18 protein-coding genes and 2 tRNA genes are annotated in these 19,391 nt (G+C 52.8%); 16 read left to right on the forward strand and 4 right to left on the reverse strand.

Annotated elements, in window-relative coordinates; translation table 11 throughout:
- Positions 1 to 225: 225 nt before the first annotated feature.
- Together JQC72_RS06705 and JQC72_RS06710 are read left to right on the forward strand one after the other, a co-directional pair.
- Positions 226 to 534 carry a hypothetical protein gene (locus JQC72_RS06705; RefSeq protein ID WP_205494017.1) on the forward strand — a complete coding sequence of 103 codons (309 nt, stop codon included), beginning with the start codon at positions 226 to 228 and terminating at the stop codon, positions 532 to 534.
- 584 nt (positions 535 to 1,118) lie between these two features.
- On the forward strand, positions 1,119 to 2,339 hold the full coding sequence (locus JQC72_RS06710) for a cytochrome P450 family protein (RefSeq protein WP_205494018.1): 1,221 nt from the start codon (positions 1,119 to 1,121) through the stop codon (positions 2,337 to 2,339).
- 67 nt (positions 2,340 to 2,406) lie between these two features.
- On the opposite strand, the gene JQC72_RS06715 is transcribed toward JQC72_RS06710, so the two are convergent.
- Complete coding sequence (locus JQC72_RS06715; protein WP_205494020.1) at positions 2,407 to 4,002, reverse strand: TROVE domain-containing protein; 1,596 nt, start codon at positions 4,000 to 4,002, stop codon at positions 2,407 to 2,409.
- A 123-nt stretch (positions 4,003 to 4,125) separates the two neighbouring features.
- A tRNA-OTHER gene (locus JQC72_RS06720) sits at positions 4,126 to 4,254 on the reverse strand.
- Between the two features lie 756 nt (positions 4,255 to 5,010).
- On the opposite strand from JQC72_RS06720, the gene JQC72_RS06725 reads away from it, so the two are divergent.
- The gene (locus tag JQC72_RS06725; RefSeq protein WP_205494022.1) at positions 5,011 to 5,670 is read left to right on the forward strand and encodes a tetratricopeptide repeat protein; all 660 of its coding nucleotides are present in this window, start codon (positions 5,011 to 5,013) and stop codon (positions 5,668 to 5,670) included.
- 161 nt (positions 5,671 to 5,831) lie between these two features.
- Here JQC72_RS06725 and JQC72_RS06730 read toward each other — a convergent pair whose 3' ends face one another.
- The gene (locus tag JQC72_RS06730) at positions 5,832 to 6,626 is read right to left on the reverse strand and encodes an HI_0983 family protein (RefSeq protein WP_205494024.1); all 795 of its coding nucleotides are present in this window, start codon (positions 6,624 to 6,626) and stop codon (positions 5,832 to 5,834) included.
- 372 nt (positions 6,627 to 6,998) lie between these two features.
- Here JQC72_RS06730 and JQC72_RS06735 point away from each other — a divergent pair, with 372 nt between their 5' ends.
- From JQC72_RS06735 to JQC72_RS06795, 13 genes are all read left to right on the forward strand, one after another.
- The gene (locus JQC72_RS06735) at positions 6,999 to 8,357 is read left to right on the forward strand and encodes a vWA domain-containing protein (protein ID WP_205494026.1); all 1,359 of its coding nucleotides are present in this window, start codon (positions 6,999 to 7,001) and stop codon (positions 8,355 to 8,357) included.
- Positions 8,358 to 8,770: 413 nt separating this feature from the next.
- Positions 8,771 to 9,187 (forward strand): MarR family winged helix-turn-helix transcriptional regulator, encoded by a 417-nt coding sequence (locus tag JQC72_RS06740; protein WP_205494028.1) that lies wholly within the window; start codon positions 8,771 to 8,773, stop codon positions 9,185 to 9,187.
- Between the two features lie 18 nt (positions 9,188 to 9,205).
- Positions 9,206 to 9,859: an HlyD family secretion protein gene (locus tag JQC72_RS06745; protein ID WP_205494030.1), complete on the forward strand. Its 654-nt coding sequence runs from the start codon at positions 9,206 to 9,208 to the stop codon at positions 9,857 to 9,859.
- 36 nt (positions 9,860 to 9,895) lie between these two features.
- Positions 9,896 to 11,476, forward strand: coding sequence for a DHA2 family efflux MFS transporter permease subunit (locus tag JQC72_RS06750; protein WP_205494039.1), 1,581 nt, complete (start codon positions 9,896 to 9,898; stop codon positions 11,474 to 11,476).
- 102 nt (positions 11,477 to 11,578) lie between these two features.
- Positions 11,579 to 12,007, forward strand: a complete 429-nt coding sequence (locus JQC72_RS06755) for a hypothetical protein (protein WP_205494041.1) — start codon at positions 11,579 to 11,581, stop codon at positions 12,005 to 12,007.
- 63 nt (positions 12,008 to 12,070) lie between these two features.
- Positions 12,071 to 12,883: a protein kinase family protein gene (locus tag JQC72_RS06760; RefSeq protein WP_205494043.1), complete on the forward strand. Its 813-nt coding sequence runs from the start codon at positions 12,071 to 12,073 to the stop codon at positions 12,881 to 12,883.
- Positions 12,884 to 13,032: 149 nt separating this feature from the next.
- The gene (locus JQC72_RS06765) at positions 13,033 to 15,057 is read left to right on the forward strand and encodes a tetratricopeptide repeat protein (RefSeq protein ID WP_205494051.1); all 2,025 of its coding nucleotides are present in this window, start codon (positions 13,033 to 13,035) and stop codon (positions 15,055 to 15,057) included.
- Positions 15,054 to 15,215, forward strand: a complete 162-nt coding sequence (locus tag JQC72_RS06770; RefSeq protein WP_205494052.1) for a hypothetical protein — start codon at positions 15,054 to 15,056, stop codon at positions 15,213 to 15,215. The genes JQC72_RS06765 and JQC72_RS06770 overlap by 4 nt, the downstream gene beginning before the upstream one ends.
- 197 nt (positions 15,216 to 15,412) lie before the next feature.
- Positions 15,413 to 15,488, forward strand: a tRNA-Ala gene (locus JQC72_RS06775).
- A gap of 219 nt (positions 15,489 to 15,707) precedes the next feature.
- A complete protein-coding gene (locus tag JQC72_RS06780) occupies positions 15,708 to 16,316 on the forward strand; it encodes an ANTAR domain-containing response regulator (RefSeq protein WP_205494053.1) in 609 nt (202 codons plus the stop codon).
- A gap of 22 nt (positions 16,317 to 16,338) precedes the next feature.
- Positions 16,339 to 17,547: a nitrate/nitrite transporter gene (locus tag JQC72_RS06785; RefSeq protein ID WP_335342414.1), complete on the forward strand. Its 1,209-nt coding sequence runs from the start codon at positions 16,339 to 16,341 to the stop codon at positions 17,545 to 17,547.
- A 13-nt stretch (positions 17,548 to 17,560) separates the two neighbouring features.
- Positions 17,561 to 18,067, forward strand: coding sequence for a molybdopterin-dependent oxidoreductase (locus JQC72_RS06790; protein WP_205494054.1), 507 nt, complete (start codon positions 17,561 to 17,563; stop codon positions 18,065 to 18,067).
- The gene (locus JQC72_RS06795; protein WP_205494055.1) at positions 18,024 to 18,257 is read left to right on the forward strand and encodes a molybdopterin-dependent oxidoreductase; all 234 of its coding nucleotides are present in this window, start codon (positions 18,024 to 18,026) and stop codon (positions 18,255 to 18,257) included. The genes JQC72_RS06790 and JQC72_RS06795 overlap by 44 nt, the downstream gene beginning before the upstream one ends.
- Before the next feature lie 40 nt (positions 18,258 to 18,297).
- Here JQC72_RS06795 and JQC72_RS06800 read toward each other — a convergent pair whose 3' ends face one another.
- Positions 18,298 to 19,329 (reverse strand): anthranilate phosphoribosyltransferase, encoded by a 1,032-nt coding sequence (locus JQC72_RS06800; RefSeq protein ID WP_205494056.1) that lies wholly within the window; start codon positions 19,327 to 19,329, stop codon positions 18,298 to 18,300.
- Between the last annotated feature and the right edge of the window lie 62 nt (positions 19,330 to 19,391).

Consider the following 19,391-nt stretch of genomic DNA (forward strand, 5'->3'; position numbering starts at 1 on the left):
GATAGAAAGTTTCTTGGATGGGGAATAAGTGGGCTATGTGTGATTCGTGGTCACAGAGCGGGCATGATGCCTGCTCTTTTTTTGTCATTAGATATTGTATTGCTAAGTATGCACAATCCCCGAATCCGATCGGTTGGTCTTATTTATAAATAAATCGAAATTAAGGGTAAAATAAAACTATCATAAGGGGAAGGGTGAATTATGAGAGTTTTTTGGATTCTTTGCATGAGCTTGATGCTGATGATGGGATGTGCTCAGGAGGAAAAGAAGACGGTACCTGTTGTCATCAAAGTGAAGAATACGCAGGGGCAACCGCTTTCCCATTCAGTGGTTGGGATTACGCCAATCATCCCAAAAGAGCTTCAAAAAGAAGAAGTAGGCGTGATTCCAATGGCCATCCACACGAATCAAAAAGGAGAATTGGTTCGTCAGCTTACCCTTGGCCGGAAATATGAAATCTCGTATCAAGAGCAGAAAAGGATTGTGGAAGTCAGGAATCAACCGGTGACGGTGGAGTTCATCGCCAAAGAATAAACGCCCCGGCAGATAACGCTCTTTTTGTGGCAACCTGCTCTTGATATTGATCTCCGGGTCTGGATCGATTCCATTTCAAAAATCCAATAACCACCTGAATAGACGCCTGTTGGAGATCCGTTATGAGTTGATTTTGATCCATTGTCTGTTCTTTACCATGCATTATATGGGACATAAACCAATGGGAGATGATAAATTGAAAATGAAGATTTCCAATGTTGGTTAATGGAGATGGGTGACATCTTGGGACAGTTTATCGATTCATGCCTCAAGAATGAAATCTTGATTTCAACCCCGAATCGTTGCGTGGAAAATACTCTGGAAGATGACTGGATTTTACACAAAAAATATGATTATTGATAAAAAAATCCATGTCGCGTTTTACGAAACAAAATATCGCCTCCGGAACTCGCGGAGGACGTTTTTCCAGCTGATTCACAAGGAGATTTATGGAAGATTATTGGGTGTCTATACTTTTGCGAACAACCATTTTCAAACCATGATCATCATAAAACTTTAGAGAAGGAATTTTTTCAATAACGTAGAACTCAAAAAGAGCAACGACTTCGAGAGGAGTAATGGAAATGTCCGATCACGCAAGCTTGTTGACAGTGGATTTTTTTTCGCCCGAATTCAAGTCCAATGCCTGGAAGGCTTATCGGGAACTGCGAGAAAGGGGGGCGATTCACCGGATTCGGATGCCCTGGGACGAACCGGCCTGGCTCATCGTCCGCTATGATGAGGCCCAAGCGGCACTGACAGAGAAACGATTGCTCAAAAATGTGGAACGATTCCAGGATAAAGAAATATTACGCCGCCGTCCCAAAGAAATGGAAGTATTTGTACATCATATGCTCACATCCGACCCGCCGGATCATACACGGCTCCGCAATCTGGTGCAACAGGCTTTCACCCCCAGGATGATTGAACAGCTCAGGGAACGCATTGAAGAGATCGCAGAAGATCTGTTGGACAAGATTGCCGGTGCACCGGGCCGCGAGGCGGATTTGATCCGGGATTACGCATTTCCTCTGCCCATCATCGTCATCAGCGATATGCTGGGTGTTCCGCGGGAAGACCGCGATCGGTTTCGGGAGTGGTCCAATGCGGTGATTTCCACAATCAACCGCCCGGAGAGGTTCGAAGCGATCCGTTCCCGGATGAAGGACTTCCAAGACTATCTGGGAAGGCTTTTTGAAGAACGCCGACGCAATCCGCGGGAAGACCTGATCAGCGGCTTGTTGGCGGCGGAAGAGCAAGGGGATCGTCTCAGTGAGAAGGAACTTTACTCCATGGTGTTTTTGCTCATCATCGCGGGACATGAAACCACCGTCAACCTGATTGGAAACGGTGTTCTCGCCTTGTTGCAACATCCGGAACAGATGGCACTTTTACGAAGGGAACCACAACGGATCACGACTGCGGTGGAGGAAATCCTGCGTTACTACAGCCCTGTGGAGATGTCGACCAACCGGTGGGTCGGGGAGGATTTTTCCTTTGAAGGCCACCCGTTTCGCCACGGGGATCTGGTTTTGGTTGCCATCGGTTCCGCCAACCGGGATGAACGCCGTTTTTCCGATCCCGACGTCTTTGACATCACGCGCGATCCCAATCCCCATATCGCTTTCGGCAAGGGTATCCACTATTGTCTGGGGGCTCCCCTCGCCAGGTTGGAGGGGCAAATCGCCATTTCCCGCCTCCTCGACCGTTTGCCGGACCTGCGTCTTGATTTGGATGAGTCATCCCTTCCATGGCGTGAGGATTTCCTCATGAGAGGATTGCTGCGGTTGCCTGTCCGATTTTGAGAAAAAAAGCCGCCGGTGAACCCGGTGGCTTTTTTCGGGAATGATGATAGTTTTACCCCTGTGTGCATTAGATCTCCCCGTTTGCGATCATCTGAATCAATCGCGGATGGCTTGGGTCAAAACCGCCGAGATCCCAGGAGTTCGGATCATCCGGGTCGACCAGCGTGATTTGATAGGGTGTCAGCGTCACATAAATCGCCTTGATGTCCGGATTTACCCTGCGCCGATACTCCGCCAGAGCCTGGCTGGGATGACGGTCGCCGGCCCAGGATTCGCTGTCGGTCCAGAAACAGATCACGTCGGCGTGGAACCGGTTTTGGATCATCCAATCGTATGCGACGGAAGCATCCGTGGCACCGAAGGTTTGGTTGGTTGTCTTTTGGAGAGCGGAAGCGAAACTGTCCTTGGCGGTGATGTCCAAGTCACGGAACTCGTCGGAAAACCCGCGTATCATGTAGTTTTTCTCCGCTTTGGCAGTGACCAGTGCCATCGCCGTTGCGATTTCACTGCAGGATAGTCCGACGGAAGCAACTTGATAGTAACTCATCGAGCCGGAAACATCCACCGCATGCATGAATACCTTTCCGGTCGGCTCCTGCACTTCAAAAGACAGCTCCACCGCCCGGTCCAGAATCTCCACGATTCTCGGTACCGGTTCCCATGTTTTTTGGCTCCGGCCGATCTGCCCTCCTGATTGATAGGTTTTGAGCGCCCTCAGCACGTCAATCGGGTGGATGCGCCCTTTCCGCAAATATTCTTTGTTGTTGAGGACGGCTTCCACCCTGTCCAGGTTGGCCGTTTCATCTGCACGAAGGACGCCGATTTCGGTCAAGGAGCCGAGATTGCGAAGCAACGCGGTGATCGGCATGCCTTCAAACAGCAGTTGCCACGCTTTTTTATCCATGATACCGACCGGGGCTGCCATTTCATGGGTCAGCCTGCCTTCGCGGATGGCTTTGTGGGTTTGGTCGGGATTCCGCTTCAACCATTCATACCACCAGATTTGCGAGAGTGCTTCGGATGGCGGTTGCTCGGGCAGTGTGTCCCATCCCTTTACGATCCACTCAAACAGGCGCTGATGATCGGCTGTCGGCGGATGGACATGGAACAGTCGCAATACATCCCGATTGGAGAAACCGTGCCGCTGCCGGTATTTGAGCAGTTGGTAGGCGAGACCTTTTACGTCGTTTCGGGACAACCACGCGTTTCCCGCTTTGCGAACGATCTTCCCGAATCCGCGCAGTGCTTTGGAGTAGGCGAGCCATTCATAAAAATGGCTGGCTGTTCGGACCACTTCAGGGAAAATGTCCAGAAACGCCTGTTTGGCTTCCGGTTTGCTTCCCATCGAGAGCAGGACGAGTGCGAGCAGAGGCGCACTGTTGTTGACGGACCGGCCGTCGGATGCATAGACGATCTCTTCCGCCACTCTTCGCGGGTCTTCCTCGATGGCCAGCTTCAATGTGTTCACAAAGTCTTCGGTCAATTCGTGGTGATCGGCATAATAGGCCCCGCTCGCCGTTCCCGTGATCAGGCAGCGACGTACCATCGCCCAGGTGCCCGCTTCAAATGCATAACCTCCGGAACGCCCCTGAACCATCCGTTTTCCCGGGATGGGTTTCGTTTGCGGAGTGGACTTCAGCGAATCAGTGAAAAATTTGTACATTCTGAACACCTCCGGCCCTTCCGGGCAAAAAATAAAACGGTAAAGCTACCGTGTGTGTCCAGCGGTGATAAGGAGCGGCTCAAGGGAATCGGAGCAACGTTCCCTTGAGCCGTTTCTTTTTGTTGGACGGGGCGGGATTCGAACCCGCGTTCCCCAGATTGAACGATAACCCTCCATCCTTCGACCCTTTCGGATAAGTGATCGGACAAGGGATATACTGATCTGGTGTCTTACCAACTCGACCACCCGTCCATGGATGGAGAAGGACTCGTGTTGAAGGATCATCACAAAATGAGATACGGAAGTCTGGTTCATCCGTGCAATATTTCGAGGAAATGTACAAAGAGGGCAAGGAGTGACCAAGGGATCAATCCGGTGGGATTCGAACCCACGTGACGAGTAATCTCGCCTTTGCCCACAAATAACGGTAACCCTTGATCTTCGGCCCTCAATGTTTCAAAAGGACGAGTGATGAACGAAGGGACCGGGAACGCTCCAAAAATTTTTCGGAGTCAAGGATAACCCTCTCATCTTATTTTCGACCCTTGTTTTTAGTGTAAAGAAATGTTTTTGTGATGTCAATATTTTTGTTTATCATAATAATAAATCTTGGGAAGAAAAATGCATGATGCAGAATGGGCCATTTGAAATACCGAATGAGTATGGTCGATCGGTTTTTTGAGACGGAGCCGATCAAATCTGAACCGCAAGATGGTGATGGGCCGTGATGAGGTGTCAGAGTCCAAAAGAGATCAGGTTGCTTGTCGCGGTACATGCAATGGAAAGATTCCTGCAAACCGAAATATGTTGAGCCAGTAATTGCTATTGAGGGTGGGTTACAAGTGAGGTACTCAATTACAGGTTGTAGAGAATGAAAAAATCGATCCCGGAAAGTAAGTTTGTAACGGATGGGTCGTACCCGGTGGTAAATATCATGATCAAACCCCCTGTCCAGGTCAATTGGTCAACCTTGCGAAATGGATAACCCGAAAAACAGGAGGATGATCAGTGAATCCTGATGTGATGGAACAAATCAGGAAATGTTACAAGGGAGATGGCGGAAAAGAGGAGACAGAAAAGGTTTTGGAACGGTATCTTGAGGTTGATCCGGAATGCATCGAAGCATGGATGCGGTTGGCGATCACGGTTTTTGAACCCCCAATTGCCGATTATGATAAAAGCATCCATTGTTTAAAGAGGGCAATCCGGATCGGTCCGGGTTGTTTGGAGGCGTTATTCATATTGGCCCGCATCCAGGATATCATCTATCGGGAAGTAGACGAGGATGTGTTTCAAGAACTCCATTCTATCCAAACAAATGATCCAGAGGAACAATCGATGTTGGAATATGCCAAGGCTTGGTATTATGAGTCGAAGGAAATGTGGCACGAATACGAAAATGCATTGAAAAGATCGATTGTGGTCTATCCGGGACATGTATTGAATCATATATCCTTGGGCTTGTTCTATGTGAATCAAGGTGACCGGGAAAAGGGGAAATCCCTGTTGGTCAAGGGGGTCCGCAATGTAAAACATGTCTATCAAGCTGACGATGGGTTTGATGAGGTTGGTGATTACAACGAATTCATCAATGAACGGATCAAAGGAATCCATGTGACCGATGTGATCAATGAGTTATGGAAGAAGACCATCCGGTCACTGTCGTGAAAGAAGGATTGCAAAAATCGTTTCATCCATCTGGGATGATCCGAGGTAATTGTGTCCGGTCATTTTAGCACGTGTCTCGCTTCCCTGGTTCCAAGCGGCGGACCGGTGTCACTGGCAAAAAACCCGTTACCCTCCTTGGGCAACGGGTTTTTTCATACGACTTACAACGTGTCGCCACTATCGGAATCGGACGAATCATCCGTGGTTGAACCGTCCGTGGAATCGCCGGACGAGTCTCCGTTCGGATCTTCTTCCTGCAGGATCTGGATCCATTTTTGCCGTTCGTCCTCCGACAACGGCACGCTCAGTTTGTTGGTATAGTGGAGGGCTATGATTTCCTCATCCGTGGCCACTACACGGCTGATTTCATGCTGATTGTCCTGGTAGCCGTCGTTTTCAATGATGAATTCGTACATCAGATCGTCCTGTGTTTCGGACAACGTACGCCAAGTGACCTTGCCGCCGTTGCGGACTTGTTCGTTGACCGAATTGCGCATTTCGGTGGCGTAATCGTTGACGGTCGCCTCGTTTTGGAGACCTTTGTGAATGTCGATGGTGATCGCTTCCGTCCAGTCGTCCGCCGATTGCCCTTCCGGCACGTACAGGACCCGCACGTTGCCGTCATTTTGTGCGTGAACATCGACCGGTGTCCAAGTACGCCCGTCCACATGGATGTTTTTATCTTCCGGCTCCCCCTGATCAGAAGAATCACCGGAGTCGAGAGAGGAATCCTCGTCTTGGTTGTTGGGCGCCTGGGCGATGTCGGACAGGTCGTCGTCATTCTGCTGTTGTTCCTGCTCTTTTTTGGGCTTGTCCTGTTCCTTTTTGGCTGCCGGCTGTTGCTTGGCTTGTTGTTGGGCCTCAATCGCCTGTTGTGCCATAGAGATAACGGTGGAGCAACCGGTGGAGAAGATCGCCATGACAAAAATCATAAGGACGAGCCACAAACGTTTCACTGGATGCCATCACCTCGGTAACTGTATCAATCGTTCTATTTTTATCAATATTTTCCGCCGTTCGTCAACCCCTTTCGACATGGTTCGGGAACTATTTTTGTAGGATTTTGTCTAATTCTTTTGGTCTAACCTGTCGGGAAAGGTAGTTTTTCAGCCAAAAGCGTGGGTTTTCTTGTAAATAGGGAATGTATACAATCAATGTTGTCGAACCTTGGAAGTTGTGGTTTGGGATAGAGGGCGTGTCTGGGAACCGGAAAGCGCGGACATTCATTCGCGGGCCATTTCCTCTGATTGAAGCGTACGAACGGATTCGCCGGACACGCCCGGTTCAATCACCCGGATCAGCAGCTTGACAAAGGGAGTGTGGAAAACGTGCGGTTGGGAAAATGGTTGTCCTGGATCGTGGTGCTGGCATTGGCCGGCGGATGTTCGCTTCCGCTGTGGGCGGACAAACCGGCGCCGAAACAGGCACAAACGCCGAAGCCGAAAGCGCAGCCGATGATGGATCTGTCGGTGAAGCCGTCCGAGTTGTTGAAAAGAGGGGATGCCCGCGCCATGGCGCTGGTGGGTCCGGGGAAATACGGTGACGACCGTTATGACCGGGCCAAGGTGGAAAAAGAGCTGGACAAAATCCCTGCCAACGCGACACCGGAGGAGATCTATGACAAACTCATCGTCCTCCTGGCCAATGATTACCGTCCTTATGTGAAAAAATACGATCATTTCAAAGCTTACATCGAGACGAAAACGACGCCCATGCCCAAAGAGGCGAAACTGGCGGCCCTGCCTGAGGGAAAACGGATGAATGTGGTCATCCTTTTGGACGACAGCGGAAGCATGGCGGGGAAGGTGCCGGGCGGCGTCAAATTGGATTTGGCCAAAAAGGCAGTAAAGGAGTTTGCCGCCAAATTCCCGGAAGGGGCAAACGTCTCGCTTCGCGTCTACGGACACAAAGGAACCAACCAGCCCAAGGACAAGGCACTTTCCTGCCAAAGCAGCGAGGTGCTCTATTCCTCCGGCCGGTATGATGAGAAGCGTATGCAGCAGGCACTGAACGGGCTGAAACCGGGCGGTTGGACTCCGCTCGCCAAAGCGATACAGGATGCCCAGCGGGATTTTGCGAGCCGCGGCGGTGAAGGGGCGACCAACATCGTCTACGTGGTGAGCGACGGCGTGGAAACCTGCGGCGGTGATCCCGTGGCGGCGGCGCGGTCATTGCACGCATCCAACATCCAGGCCGTGGTCAACATCATCGGGTTTGATGTGGATGATGCGGGGCAACGCGCGTTGAAGGCGGTATCGGACGCGGGCGGCGGCACATTCGCCACGGTGGACAACCAAACGGAGTTGGAAGAGGCGTTTGACGCGGAGTATAACCGGCTGTACGACGAATGGAGCCGGTGGGGCAACGAAAACTACGACAAGGTGGGGAAGGAAGGGAGCCGGAAATATGACGAGTTGAGCAAGATTTCGAATGAATTTTATAACTTGAAGGATCAGGAGATCAATCGATTGTGGGACGCAAAAAATTATCTGGACGGCAAACGGGGGTTTATCCCGGATGTGGGGGATATGATCTTGCACCGTGATGTGATGTTGGGTGAATATATTTTGGAAACGAGCAGCCAATTGCAGGACCGGGTTCTGAAACATCAAAATGAATTGCAGGATGCCATTTTGGAGAAACAAAACAAAGAGCAGGACAAGGTATTGCAAAAACAGCTCCGGTGACAAAGATGAAGAAGTACCGGATGGAAGAAGAGAAATGGATGCTCTCCGGCGGTTATCAGGCATTTCAGAATGTCGGGAAGAAATGAGTCAGAGATGGGGCATCATCAAAGAAACACCGAAGCGTCCATGATGGGAGCAAACGGCTCGGCAATGGTGCGTCGTCAGGTTGTGGCGCGTGGTTGCCAAGCCTTTTTTATGTTGAAAGGAACGTCGAACGTGGCAGAAACGACGCAAGTTGACCGTAGAGGGAACGCTTTCTCCGGTGGGTGACTTCACTATGTGGGAAACAAGGGTTCACGAAAAGGTGGATGAATGGGAAAAAGCGGAGACAGAAAAGGGATTGTTTGATCTCGTTAATCTCTTTATAATAAAGATGTTTTGACAGAAAGATATGAACGAGGAGATGCGGGCGAATGGATTCAAAAGAAAGACCGTGTATGGAGCGGTTGAGCAAAATGCTGCTGCGTATGGCCCGTTCCTTCGATGCCGCATTGGAGGATGAGATCACGCCGCAGAAATTTCTGCTGTTAAACAGTTTGTTGCGGATGAAGAAGTGCAAGGTGAATGATCTGGCCCAGGAAGTGAATCTCTCCTCGGGTGCGACCACCCTCGCGTTGAACCGTTTGGAGAAAGAGGGGCTCATCCTGCGTTCGCGGGATGAGAAAGATCGGCGAGTCGTGTGGGTGGAGTTGACCGGGGAGGGGCGATCGCTCATCCTGCGGTTGGTGAAGAAGCGGCACCAGGTATGGGAGAAGATGTTGAGCGCATTGACCCGGGAGGAAGAACGGGAGTTCTTCCGCCTCCTCGAAAAAATGGTCAACCAATTGTGAGCAAGGAGGGATTTTCGGATGAAAAAGATGATCGCCATTATGATTGTGTTTTCCGTCGTTGTTCTCGGCGGGGGCGCCGCTGCGTTGTACTACATGAATGAAGTGCAAAATTACGTCCTGGTGGATGACGCCAAAGTGCAAGGGAACCTGACGATGATTCACGCACCTGTTGCCGGCAAGATCACGGAGTGGAAAGTGAAAGAGGGTCAATATGTGAACAAGGGGGATGTGGTGGCCCGGATTCAGGCATCGCCGGCACAACCGGGCGAAGCGCCGAAAACCGTGGATGTCACTGCACCCCAGGCCGGAACCGTGATCCAATCCAAATCCGAGACGGGTGATTTGGTGTCACCGGGCACGCCGCTTGCGATGACCACGGATCTGAATCATCTGTACGTGGTCGCTGAGGTGGATGAGACCAAAATTCAGGATGTCCAACAGGGAAATGCGGTGAAAATCTCGATCGATGCCTTCCCGGATCAAAAGTTTACAGGCAAGGTGGAACAGATCGGACTGGGAACCGAGTCCACTTTCTCGATGATGCCCAACATCAACGCCGGGAGCAATTATACGGAAGTGGTGCAACGCATCCCGGTCAAAATCTCGTTGGATGGATACGCTGGTGCCCGATTGGTCCCGGGGCTGAACGCGGACGTCAAAATTGAGAAATGATCCCGGTACCATCCCTGACAGAAAGGAGGGTTTGCCATGGCTGACCACATCCCGAACCCGCCGACAGAACATCGTGAAAACGGAGGTGAGGAAAACCGACTATTAGTAACAGCGGTGCTGATCATCGCCGTTTTCATGGCCGTATTGGACATGAGCGTCGTCAACGTGGCATTGCCCAGCATGATGGCGGAATTCGGCGTGGATACGTCGGACATTCAGTGGGTGATCACCGCATATACGCTGGTGGTGGGGACGCTCGTGCCCGTCACCGGATTTGTCAGCGATCGGTTCGGATACAAGCGCGTCTTTTTGCTTGCGCTGATCCTGTTTACCGTTGGGTCGTTTCTTTGCGGGTTGGCTTGGAGCAACCCGTCGATGATCCTGTTTCGCATCATTCAAGGGCTTGGCGGCGGAGCATTGATGCCGGTGTCGATGGCGATGATTTTCCGGATGTTCCCGCCGGAACGGCGCGGGACGGCGATGGGCTTTTTCGGAATCGCCATCATGTTCGCGCCCGCGGTGGGGCCGACACTGAGCGGATATTTGACGGAATACCTCAATTGGCGGCTGATCTTCTACATCAACGTACCGATCGGCATCGTCGACCTTTTTCTGGCGATGTTGCTGATGAAGGAGTTGGCTCACGGTGCCCGGCAAAAGTTCGACTTGTGGGGATTTCTCACCTCGACGCTGGGATTTTCCACTTTGCTGTACGCATTGGGAATTGTACCGGACAGAGGATGGACCGACCCGGAAGTGCTCGGATTTTTGGCGGTGGCCATCGTGTCGCTGGTTGTGTTCGTCCTGATTGAGTGGAACATCGATCATCCGATGCTGGATTTGAAATTGATCCGCAACGGTGCTTTTACGGTATCACTGGCGATTGTCAGCATCAGCAGTATCGTCCTGTTTGTGCCGTTGTTCATGATCCCCCTGTTTTTGCAGAATATCTCGGGATTATCCCCGGTCGACACCGGGTTGCTGCTGTTGCCCCAAGCGTTGGTGACGGGGCTGATGATGCCGATCGCCGGCTTTCTTTTCGATCGGATCGGGGCGCGCTGGCTGGCAGTGATCGGTTTGTGTCTGACGGCGTATTCGCTCTATCTGAACCATTTTCTTGATGTGAACACGCCCCATTCGACACTTGTCTGGTGGATGGTGCTTCGGGGCATCGGCGTCTCCCTGTTGATGATGCCCGTGACCACGGCCGGGATGAACGCGGTGCCCGACGAAAAAGTGGGGCAGGCCACAGCCATCAACAATACGTTCCGCCAGGTCAGTGCTTCGTTCGGGATCGCGTGGGCAACGCTGCTGTTGTCACATCGCCAGGCGTATCATGCGGCGGTGGGAGCTGAACAGTTTTCGCTGTTTTCGCCGCAAGCGAATGAGACGTTGCGGCAACTCCAAAATATGTTTGTCTCGATGGGCCAGCCGCTGTTCCAGGCCAAGGCATCTGCCATGGGTCTGTTGATGGGGCAGATTCAGGCCCGCGCCATGGTACAGGCGATGGATGACGTGTTTTGGGTGACCATGTGGATTACCATCGCCATTCTCGCATTGGCCTTTTTCCTGAAAAAAGGAGGAAACGGAGCCAAGCGGCGGTCGATGATGGGATGACGTTGTGATGGACCTGGAGCATGTCCGGGGCGATGTTTTCCCTGGTGAGTGACGACCTGAGCCCCCGAGTAGGGGAACTGAAAACGAAGAACAAGGGCGAGTATGCTTCGTTCAAGCGAATTGCCCGCGTCCTGTGCTCCGGCTTTGGTTATTGTTTTTGCAGGGACAGTGGAGCGAACCGGGAAATCGTGCCTGTGGACATTGAACATTCATGCCACCTCCGGACAACAGGGGGTGGCTTCCGTTTTTACTTACCCTGACAATCCCCGTGAAGGGGATAGCGGCAAAGCTGTCTTTCGTCCCGCAATTCAAATGCCACAAGCGTACTCCTATGGTCGCCATGGGCTTTCTGACAGCCATTTATGCAAGAGATGTATGGAAAAAACAAAGGAAAAACCGAAAAATGTGAAGAAAGGTGCGGGGAAAAGGAAGGGTTTCGTCTATCCAGAAAAACCCGTTCATGATAGAATAAGAAAGGCGAATGTCTGCGTTGGTCAAGAACCAATGATGATTGGACTTCATATATTTTGAGCATGCGTTGAGTCGTTTTTCTTTCATTCACACGACCCCGGCAGGAAAGGTGATCGAAACAAAATGCGGATGAAAGAGAAAGGTGAGTGGATACGGGAGTCGTATGAAGTGATCCATGCATTCCCCTTTGTACAGGGGGTTCTTTATTACACGGCATATCGCAACCGGAATGAGGCGGAATCCGGAGGGGAACCGGTTCGAACGCGGTTTGTTCACGCGCTGGATGCCCGTGCTTTTCACGGAGAAAGCGGACGTGACCTGGAAAAGTTGCTGATGCGGGATGAAGATGCGTTTTTTCCGGTGCAGGAAGTGTTCATCGAAGACGGTGTCCTGTATCAGGTATATCGCAAGTTGGAGGGGACGCTGCTCGCTCACTATTTGTACCATGCGTTGCCGTTGCCGTTGGAACAGGCCATGTGGATTTTGAGGCGGATCACAGGTCATTTGTTGCGCCTGTATGACCACGATCAGTTTACGATGGTCCATCCGCAAAACGTACTTTTGGCCCCGGGCGGAGCGGTTCGTTTCATATACGGCGGCCCTGCGGGCTTGTTGCCCAAAGGAGGACTTCATCCGCAACCGTCCGCGGATGGCCGGCGGCGTGAAGATCCGTATGATGCGTTTACGGTCGGCGCCTTGGCATACACGATGTTTACAGGCAACAGTCCGACAGCATTTTCGCTGAACCCTGCTCCCATTCGTCAGTTTCGGGAAGATGTGCCGGAAGAGCTGGAAGATTGGATCATGCGCACCCTGTCCTTCAATCCGGAACAACGCCCCACGATCGAGGAGATGGCCCGTTTTTTTCATAAGGTGACGGCCATGATCGAAGGGGAACCGGAAGGTTTATTTGGATGGGAACGCATGCTGTTGTAGTTGCCAAGCTCGACTGATCATGGATCAGGAATGCGCGGAATTCGGGTCCGCGTACCATTTCCTTTTGAGTGAAGCGGACAATATGCCGCATCACACGTCATGGTGATGGATGATGTGATGTCCAAAGTCGGTTGAAGGGGCAAGAAGCGATGATGGATATGAAACGGCAAGGGGAAACCATTCGCGGTTGTTATGAAGTGATCCATGCGTTTCCTTTTGTGGAGGGTGTCTTGTATTACGTATCAGCACCTGCGTCACCGGGGCGATCCACACGGTTTGTTCATGGGTTGAATGCCCGTTTGCTTCCGCCGCTTGCCAAGGTGGAGCGTCTGTTGGACCGGGATGATACCGTCTTTTTCCCGGTACAGGAAGTGTTCATCGAAGACGGGGTATTGTATCAAGTATATCGGCGGGTGGAAGGAGATCTGCTCGCCCATCGGTTGGCGCAAGGACGCATGCCGTTTGCAGATGCCGCCGATTTGCTGAAAAAACTGCTGATGCAGATGCGTCGGATGGCGGAATCGGGGCAAATGGCAGTGATTCATCCGCTGAACATCATCATCACGCCGCAAAGAGAACCGAGATTGTTATATGGCGGTCCGGCCGACCTCCTGCCAAGATTCGGCGGCTGGACGGAGCGTGAGGCGATGCGCGACTGGGCGTGTTTGTCGTTTCATGTGTTGACCGGACGGCCGTATACGGAGGGTGAACCGGTAAACGGTTGGACCCAATCGACACCCGGCATCCCGGGGGTGTGGGTGGATCTTGTAACGCGGGCGTTGTCCGCTGATCCGTCGGCTCGCCCCAACCTGATGGAAGCATGGGATGCCTTGTCCCGGCAGGATGAGGAGTTCGTCGCCGGATCTCAGGCGCCTCAGCCGACCACGGTGACAAACTCGCCTGATCCCCATTCATCGGAAACTGCTGGGGCAACCGGCCGTTGGTCGACACCGGCACAGACGCCTCTATCAACAGAGCCGTCCTCTTCTTTCCGGGAAGAGGCGGCAGTCGGCAGCGATACGGAACCACCGCGGATGCCATTGTGGAAGCGGGGACCGTTCCGTATGGCACTGATGTCGGCAGCCGCGCTGATCGTCGTGACGGTACTTGGCTACACTGCGTTTGCCCTTTTCGGTTCATCGTCGGACAGTCCCGACGATCAGGCATTGGCCAAGGCGTTGGGCAGGGAGATCGATCCCGATCCGAAGCAGGCGACGCTGTATTACCATCAATCTACGGCAGCGTATGACCGCAAGCAGTATGATCAAGCGATCGGGCTGGCCAAACAAGCCATTGCCGCGGCTCCCGATGTCAAGGAATATTACCTGCATCTGGCCAACCTGTACGGAGTTGTGGAAGATTATACCAGCGGGAAACGGCTTCTGTCCCTGGCCGCTGCGCGTTTCCGCGATGCGACCGTGTACGATGCTTGGGCCGTCCATGCTTATCGGGCGGGAGATTTGCCGCAGGCGAAAAGCGCAATCGATCAAGCGGTCAAAATGAATACCGCCAACGATCGCTTTTTGTACCATCAGGGGCGGATATACGGAGCGATGGGGGATTATGCCAAAGCAGTCACCCAGTTGCAATATGCCATTTACCAAAACAAGGACGTCAGTCTGTATCATCACGATCGTGCAGTGTTTCTCGGGAAAATGGGACAGATCGATCCGGCGATCGAGGAAGTGCGCGACGCGATCCGTCTGAACAAACGGAACGAGCGTTACCGGATCACATTGGGGACGTTGTATTTGCAAAAACGGGAGCGGGTCGCGCGGGATCAAACGATGGCGGCGGAGGAAAAACAAAAAGAAATGAAAGAACTGGCCAAAAAAGCGGCCGAGCAGTTCGACCGTGCCCAAGAGCTAAAAAAACGATTCGCCCAGGCTTACTACTATGAATCGATTGCCCAATATTATGCCGGCAATTTCAAACGCGCGCTCAAAAGCGCGGAATCGGCGATCCGTATTGATCCACGGCAGGCTTGGTACCACTATCAAAAAGGCGTCGTGCTCATGGCGATGAACCAACCGGTTGATGCAATCAAATGGCTTCAAAAGGCCGCCAAAATCGATCCCACCAACAAGTTGGTCAAGCGGGCGATGGAGAAAGCCCAAAAGATGCCGCAGTCCAAACCGGCATCAAAACCTGCGGGAGGGAAAAAATCGTCATGAAAAAGCGTTGGTTCATCCGCGGCGTTTTCATCGTGTTGGTCGTCGCCGCGTTTGCTTTGGCATTCGCCGCCGGGTCGTTTGCGGCCGTCTACGTGAAAACGCCGCCGTTGGAAATGGACCCGATCCAGTTGGAAGATGTGCAACCGATCCAGCCATAGGACCAACGGTCCAACGGTGAGCATGCCGGCAAAGCAGTCCAACACCCGCGAATGTCAGGTGCGCCGTTTTTCCTCTCGCTTCTGTAACGCAAACGCTCAAAAGTCGTTTACGGGAAAACGGCCACCTGAAAAATGATGCTTGACTTTTTCCATGGACCCGTGTACAATAATCCCTGTCGTCAATTGATCTGTTATATGGGGCTGTAGCTCAGCTGGGAGAGCGCCTGCCTTGCACGCAGGAGGTCAGCGGTTCGATCCCGCTCAGCTCCACCAGACAAAAACCTCGTTGAATCATCAACGAGGTTTTTTTTGTGCATTTACGTCAGAAAATATGACATAATATAATGGAAACTGAACGAAGGCTTGTTTTATTGGAGTTGTATGTTAAAAAAACTTACATATAGGACTTGCGGAATCGGGGAGTAATTCGTTACAATAAAGCCATACCGAATTTTGTGTAAAAAAACTGACATAAAGGAGTGTGCCCTCCCGTTGAATATCTGGGTGTTGCATGAGCAGCCGTTTACGATGTCGGCAGGTGCTTATGTGGACAGTCTGCGCCGGGCGGGGCTTTCCATCACCGCCGTGGATGAAAAGGCGTTGGAAACCGGTGTTCCCGATGCGGTCATGTTGGTTTATCCGTCGGAAGGATGGAAACGTCGGGTGACGGCGGTTTCGGAAAAATGCCCGTGGGTGTTGATGTTGGATCGAGGGGGACTGCCACGGGCGGATGAATGGGATGAAGACCGCCGTCCGTCCGCTGTGATCGCGACGACGATGGACGTTCGCCATGCTGTTTGGGCGATTCGGCAAGGCGTGTACCAAGCGAAGGAACGAGCCGCTTGGCAAAAGCGCATCCAACAGTTGGAACGCCGTCTGGCCCAACGGGCCGTGATTGATCGGGCCAAGGGGAAGCTGATGGACGAGCGGAGATGGACGGAGGAGCAAGCCTACCATTATTTGCGGCAGACGGCGATGAACGAGAGAAAGACCATGCAGCAAGTCGCCCATGAAGTGTTGTCGTTGAAGCGACAACCCGTTTTTGCCGGTTCCGCAACCCGTACCATACGAGCCGGTTCGGGCAAATGGAAAGTAACCTGACAACGGGGTGGGGGGACAAACAGTGCGCTCATTTTTCAGAGCTGGACATTTGCCCAGTTTGTTGTCCGCGTTTTTGTATTTTGATGTCAGTTTCATGGTGTGGGTACTGTTGGGGGCTTTGGGTGTGTTGGTGGCGCAGGATCTCAATTTGAATGCCACACAAAAAGGACTGATGGTGGCGGTGCCGATCCTGGGCGGCTCCATTTTTCGGATTGTCATGGGTCTTTTGACCGACCGGATCGGTGCCAAGCGCACCGGTCTGATCGGAATGGCCGTCACGATGGTGCCGCTTTGTTTACTGTGGTTGACGGGTACCAATTTGCCGCAGGTGTTTGCCGCCGGCTTCCTGCTGGGGATTGCCGGTGCCAGTTTTGCTGCAGCCATTCCGTTGGCCAGTCGTTGGTATCCGCCGGAATACCGGGGGTTGGCGATGGGCATTGCCGGGGCTGGCAACAGCGGTACCGTGTTTGCCGTGTGGTTTGCTCCCCGGTTGGCGGAAACGTTTGGCAGTTGGCATGCCGTGTTCGGATTGGCGATGATCCCGATCGGACTGGTCATGATCATTTTTGCTCTTTTTGCAAAGGACGCGCCTGATCAACCGCCGGCCCAACCGCTCCATTCGTATTTTGCTGTATGGAAAGAAAAAGATGCGTGGCTGTTTTGCTTTTTTTACAGCGTCACGTTTGGCGGTTTCGTCGGTTTTTCCAGTTTCTTGCCGATCCTGATTCATGATCTGTACGGGCTGAACCAGATACAGGCGTCCGGTTTTGTGACGGCTTGCGTGTTTGCGGGCAGCTTTGTCCGTCCGATCGGCGGTTGGCTGGCAGATCGCATCGGCGGAATTCGTATGCTGCTGATTCTCTTTTCCGTCATTACCTGTCTGGTGGCCTATGCTGCTCAATTGCCGCCGTTTGGCTGGATGATGGGACTCTTGATCATGATGATGATGGGGCTGGGCATGGGCAATGGTGCCGTATTCCAGTTGGTGCCCCAGCGGTTTGCCAAGGAGATCGGCGTGATCACCGGAATGGTGGGTGCGGCCGGTGGCATCGGCGGATTTTATCTTCCGTTTGGTTTGGGTGCGCTCAAGGACATGACCGGGACCTACGCTGCCGGTTTGTGGGCGATTGCGGGCGTGGTGGCATTGGCATTCATCTCGATGTGGGTGGTCAGCCGGCGTTGGCGTCGTGAGTGGGCTGGTGAATCGTCGGTCGGCAACATTGCGGCGTGAGGCGGGATGGGATATGAAGGGGTTTCTCGATCATTTTCGCAATCAAAACCGGAGTCAGTCAACGACGCGTTCCGATCTTACACAGTGTCCCTATTGCAGTATGCAGTGCACCAAGTGGCTTCATGAGGATCGTGGGCGTTTTGCCGTTGTGAACCGTACGGTCAGTCCCAACAAGGAGGACCCGGTCACCGGCGGAAAGTTGTGTGTCAAAGGTATACATGCCCCCGCCCATGTGTGGCACAACCAGCGGTTGACCACGCCCCTGCTCAAAAGCGGCGGGAGATGGGTGCCGGTGACGTGGCGGACGGCGCTTCGGTGGTTCGCCAGGAACATCGGCGGTTTGCAACGACAGTGGGGACGGGATGCCGTCGGGGTGTTCGGCGGCGGCTCCATGACCAATGAAGAGACGTATCTATTGGGAAAAATGGCACGGCTCGCCTTGGGTACCGGTATATCGACTACAACGGTCGATACGCATGTCTTCGGCAGCTGCGGCCTCTCAGCGGGCTTTCGGCATTGACCGGGGATTGACCAATCCGCTGTCCGATTTGCCCCTCGCCCGGTGCATTTTGATCGCCGGAGCCAATATTGCCGAGTGTCAGCCGACAATGATGCCATATTTCCGGAAGGCCAAAGCCAACGGAGCGACAATCGTGGTCATCGATCCGCGCAAGACTGGCACTGCGACCACATTGTCAGCAGGTTTCTAGATATGAGTATTTGAGATCTGGCACCGTTGCCAGATTTTTTTTAAGCAACATCAACACCACAGAGCATGTCGATCCATTGTCTGAAAGACTGCGCTGCCCTTCCGCTTTCCAGTGCCGCACGAGCCGCGGCTACACCATCCCCCAGGGAATCGCACTTTTCGGCCAGCCACAACCGAATGCCCGCGTTCCATACCGCCATGTGAATCCATGCAGGATCGGCGTCCCCTTTCAACACATCCTTGGTGATTTCGGCCTGTCTTTGTGCTGTCCACGTTTCATCCGGCAACTCTGCGGACATGTCATAATCACCGGGAGAGAGGACCGTTTCCTCCACGTTTCCCCGATCGATCAAAAGTGAACGGGTATCGCGATTCACCGGGAGATCTTCCGAACCTTCCATCCCCTGCACGATCAATCCCCGCTTCAGCGGCAACCGGGTGAGCACCTGCACCATTTTGGTCAGAGCGCTCCGGTGAAAAACACCGAGGGCCAAATAGGGCGAATCAGAAAGACGAAGCAATTTCTCCGCATTGTTGAACAACGTCCGCAAGCCCACCTCCTCCCGATAAGGGCGAATACGAGCGAGTGGCGGACACCATTGTTCCGTATGAACGAACAGGACCCCAACCCGATCGGCAGCTTCGATCCAATGCTCAGGAGTAAGCTGTTCACAGGGGATATTCATCCCATTCATCACATCCAACAGACTGATGCCATATTTCGGTGGCAGGGAGGCGCTGGCGTGCAATGTGATCGACAAACCACAGGCGGCCGCGATAAATGCGGCGGGGAGTGTGGCGAAAAACGATTTGCTCCTGCCGTCATAAGGTCCGGCACAATCCAGCGATTCCGGCAAGGCATGATGTCGGCTTTTTTCTTTCAGCGCATGAACAAAAGCGACGATCTCATCAGGGGATTCCGTCTTCAGACGCAGGGCGATCAAAAAAGCGCCGATCTGGGCCGGTGTCGCCTCTCCCGACAAAATACACCGGGCCGCATCCCATGCTTCTTTATAGGTCAAATCGCGTTTCCCTCTGGGCCCGCGCCCAACTTCTTTCAAAAAACGGAACATGGGAGGTGATCCCCTCCTTTTCGCAAAATGCAGATATTTTTCCTATGTCAATAAATATAACA

The sequence above is a fragment of the Polycladomyces zharkentensis genome (genome assembly GCF_016938855.1).
Lineage (GTDB): Bacteria > Bacillota > Bacilli > Thermoactinomycetales > JIR-001 > Polycladomyces > Polycladomyces zharkentensis.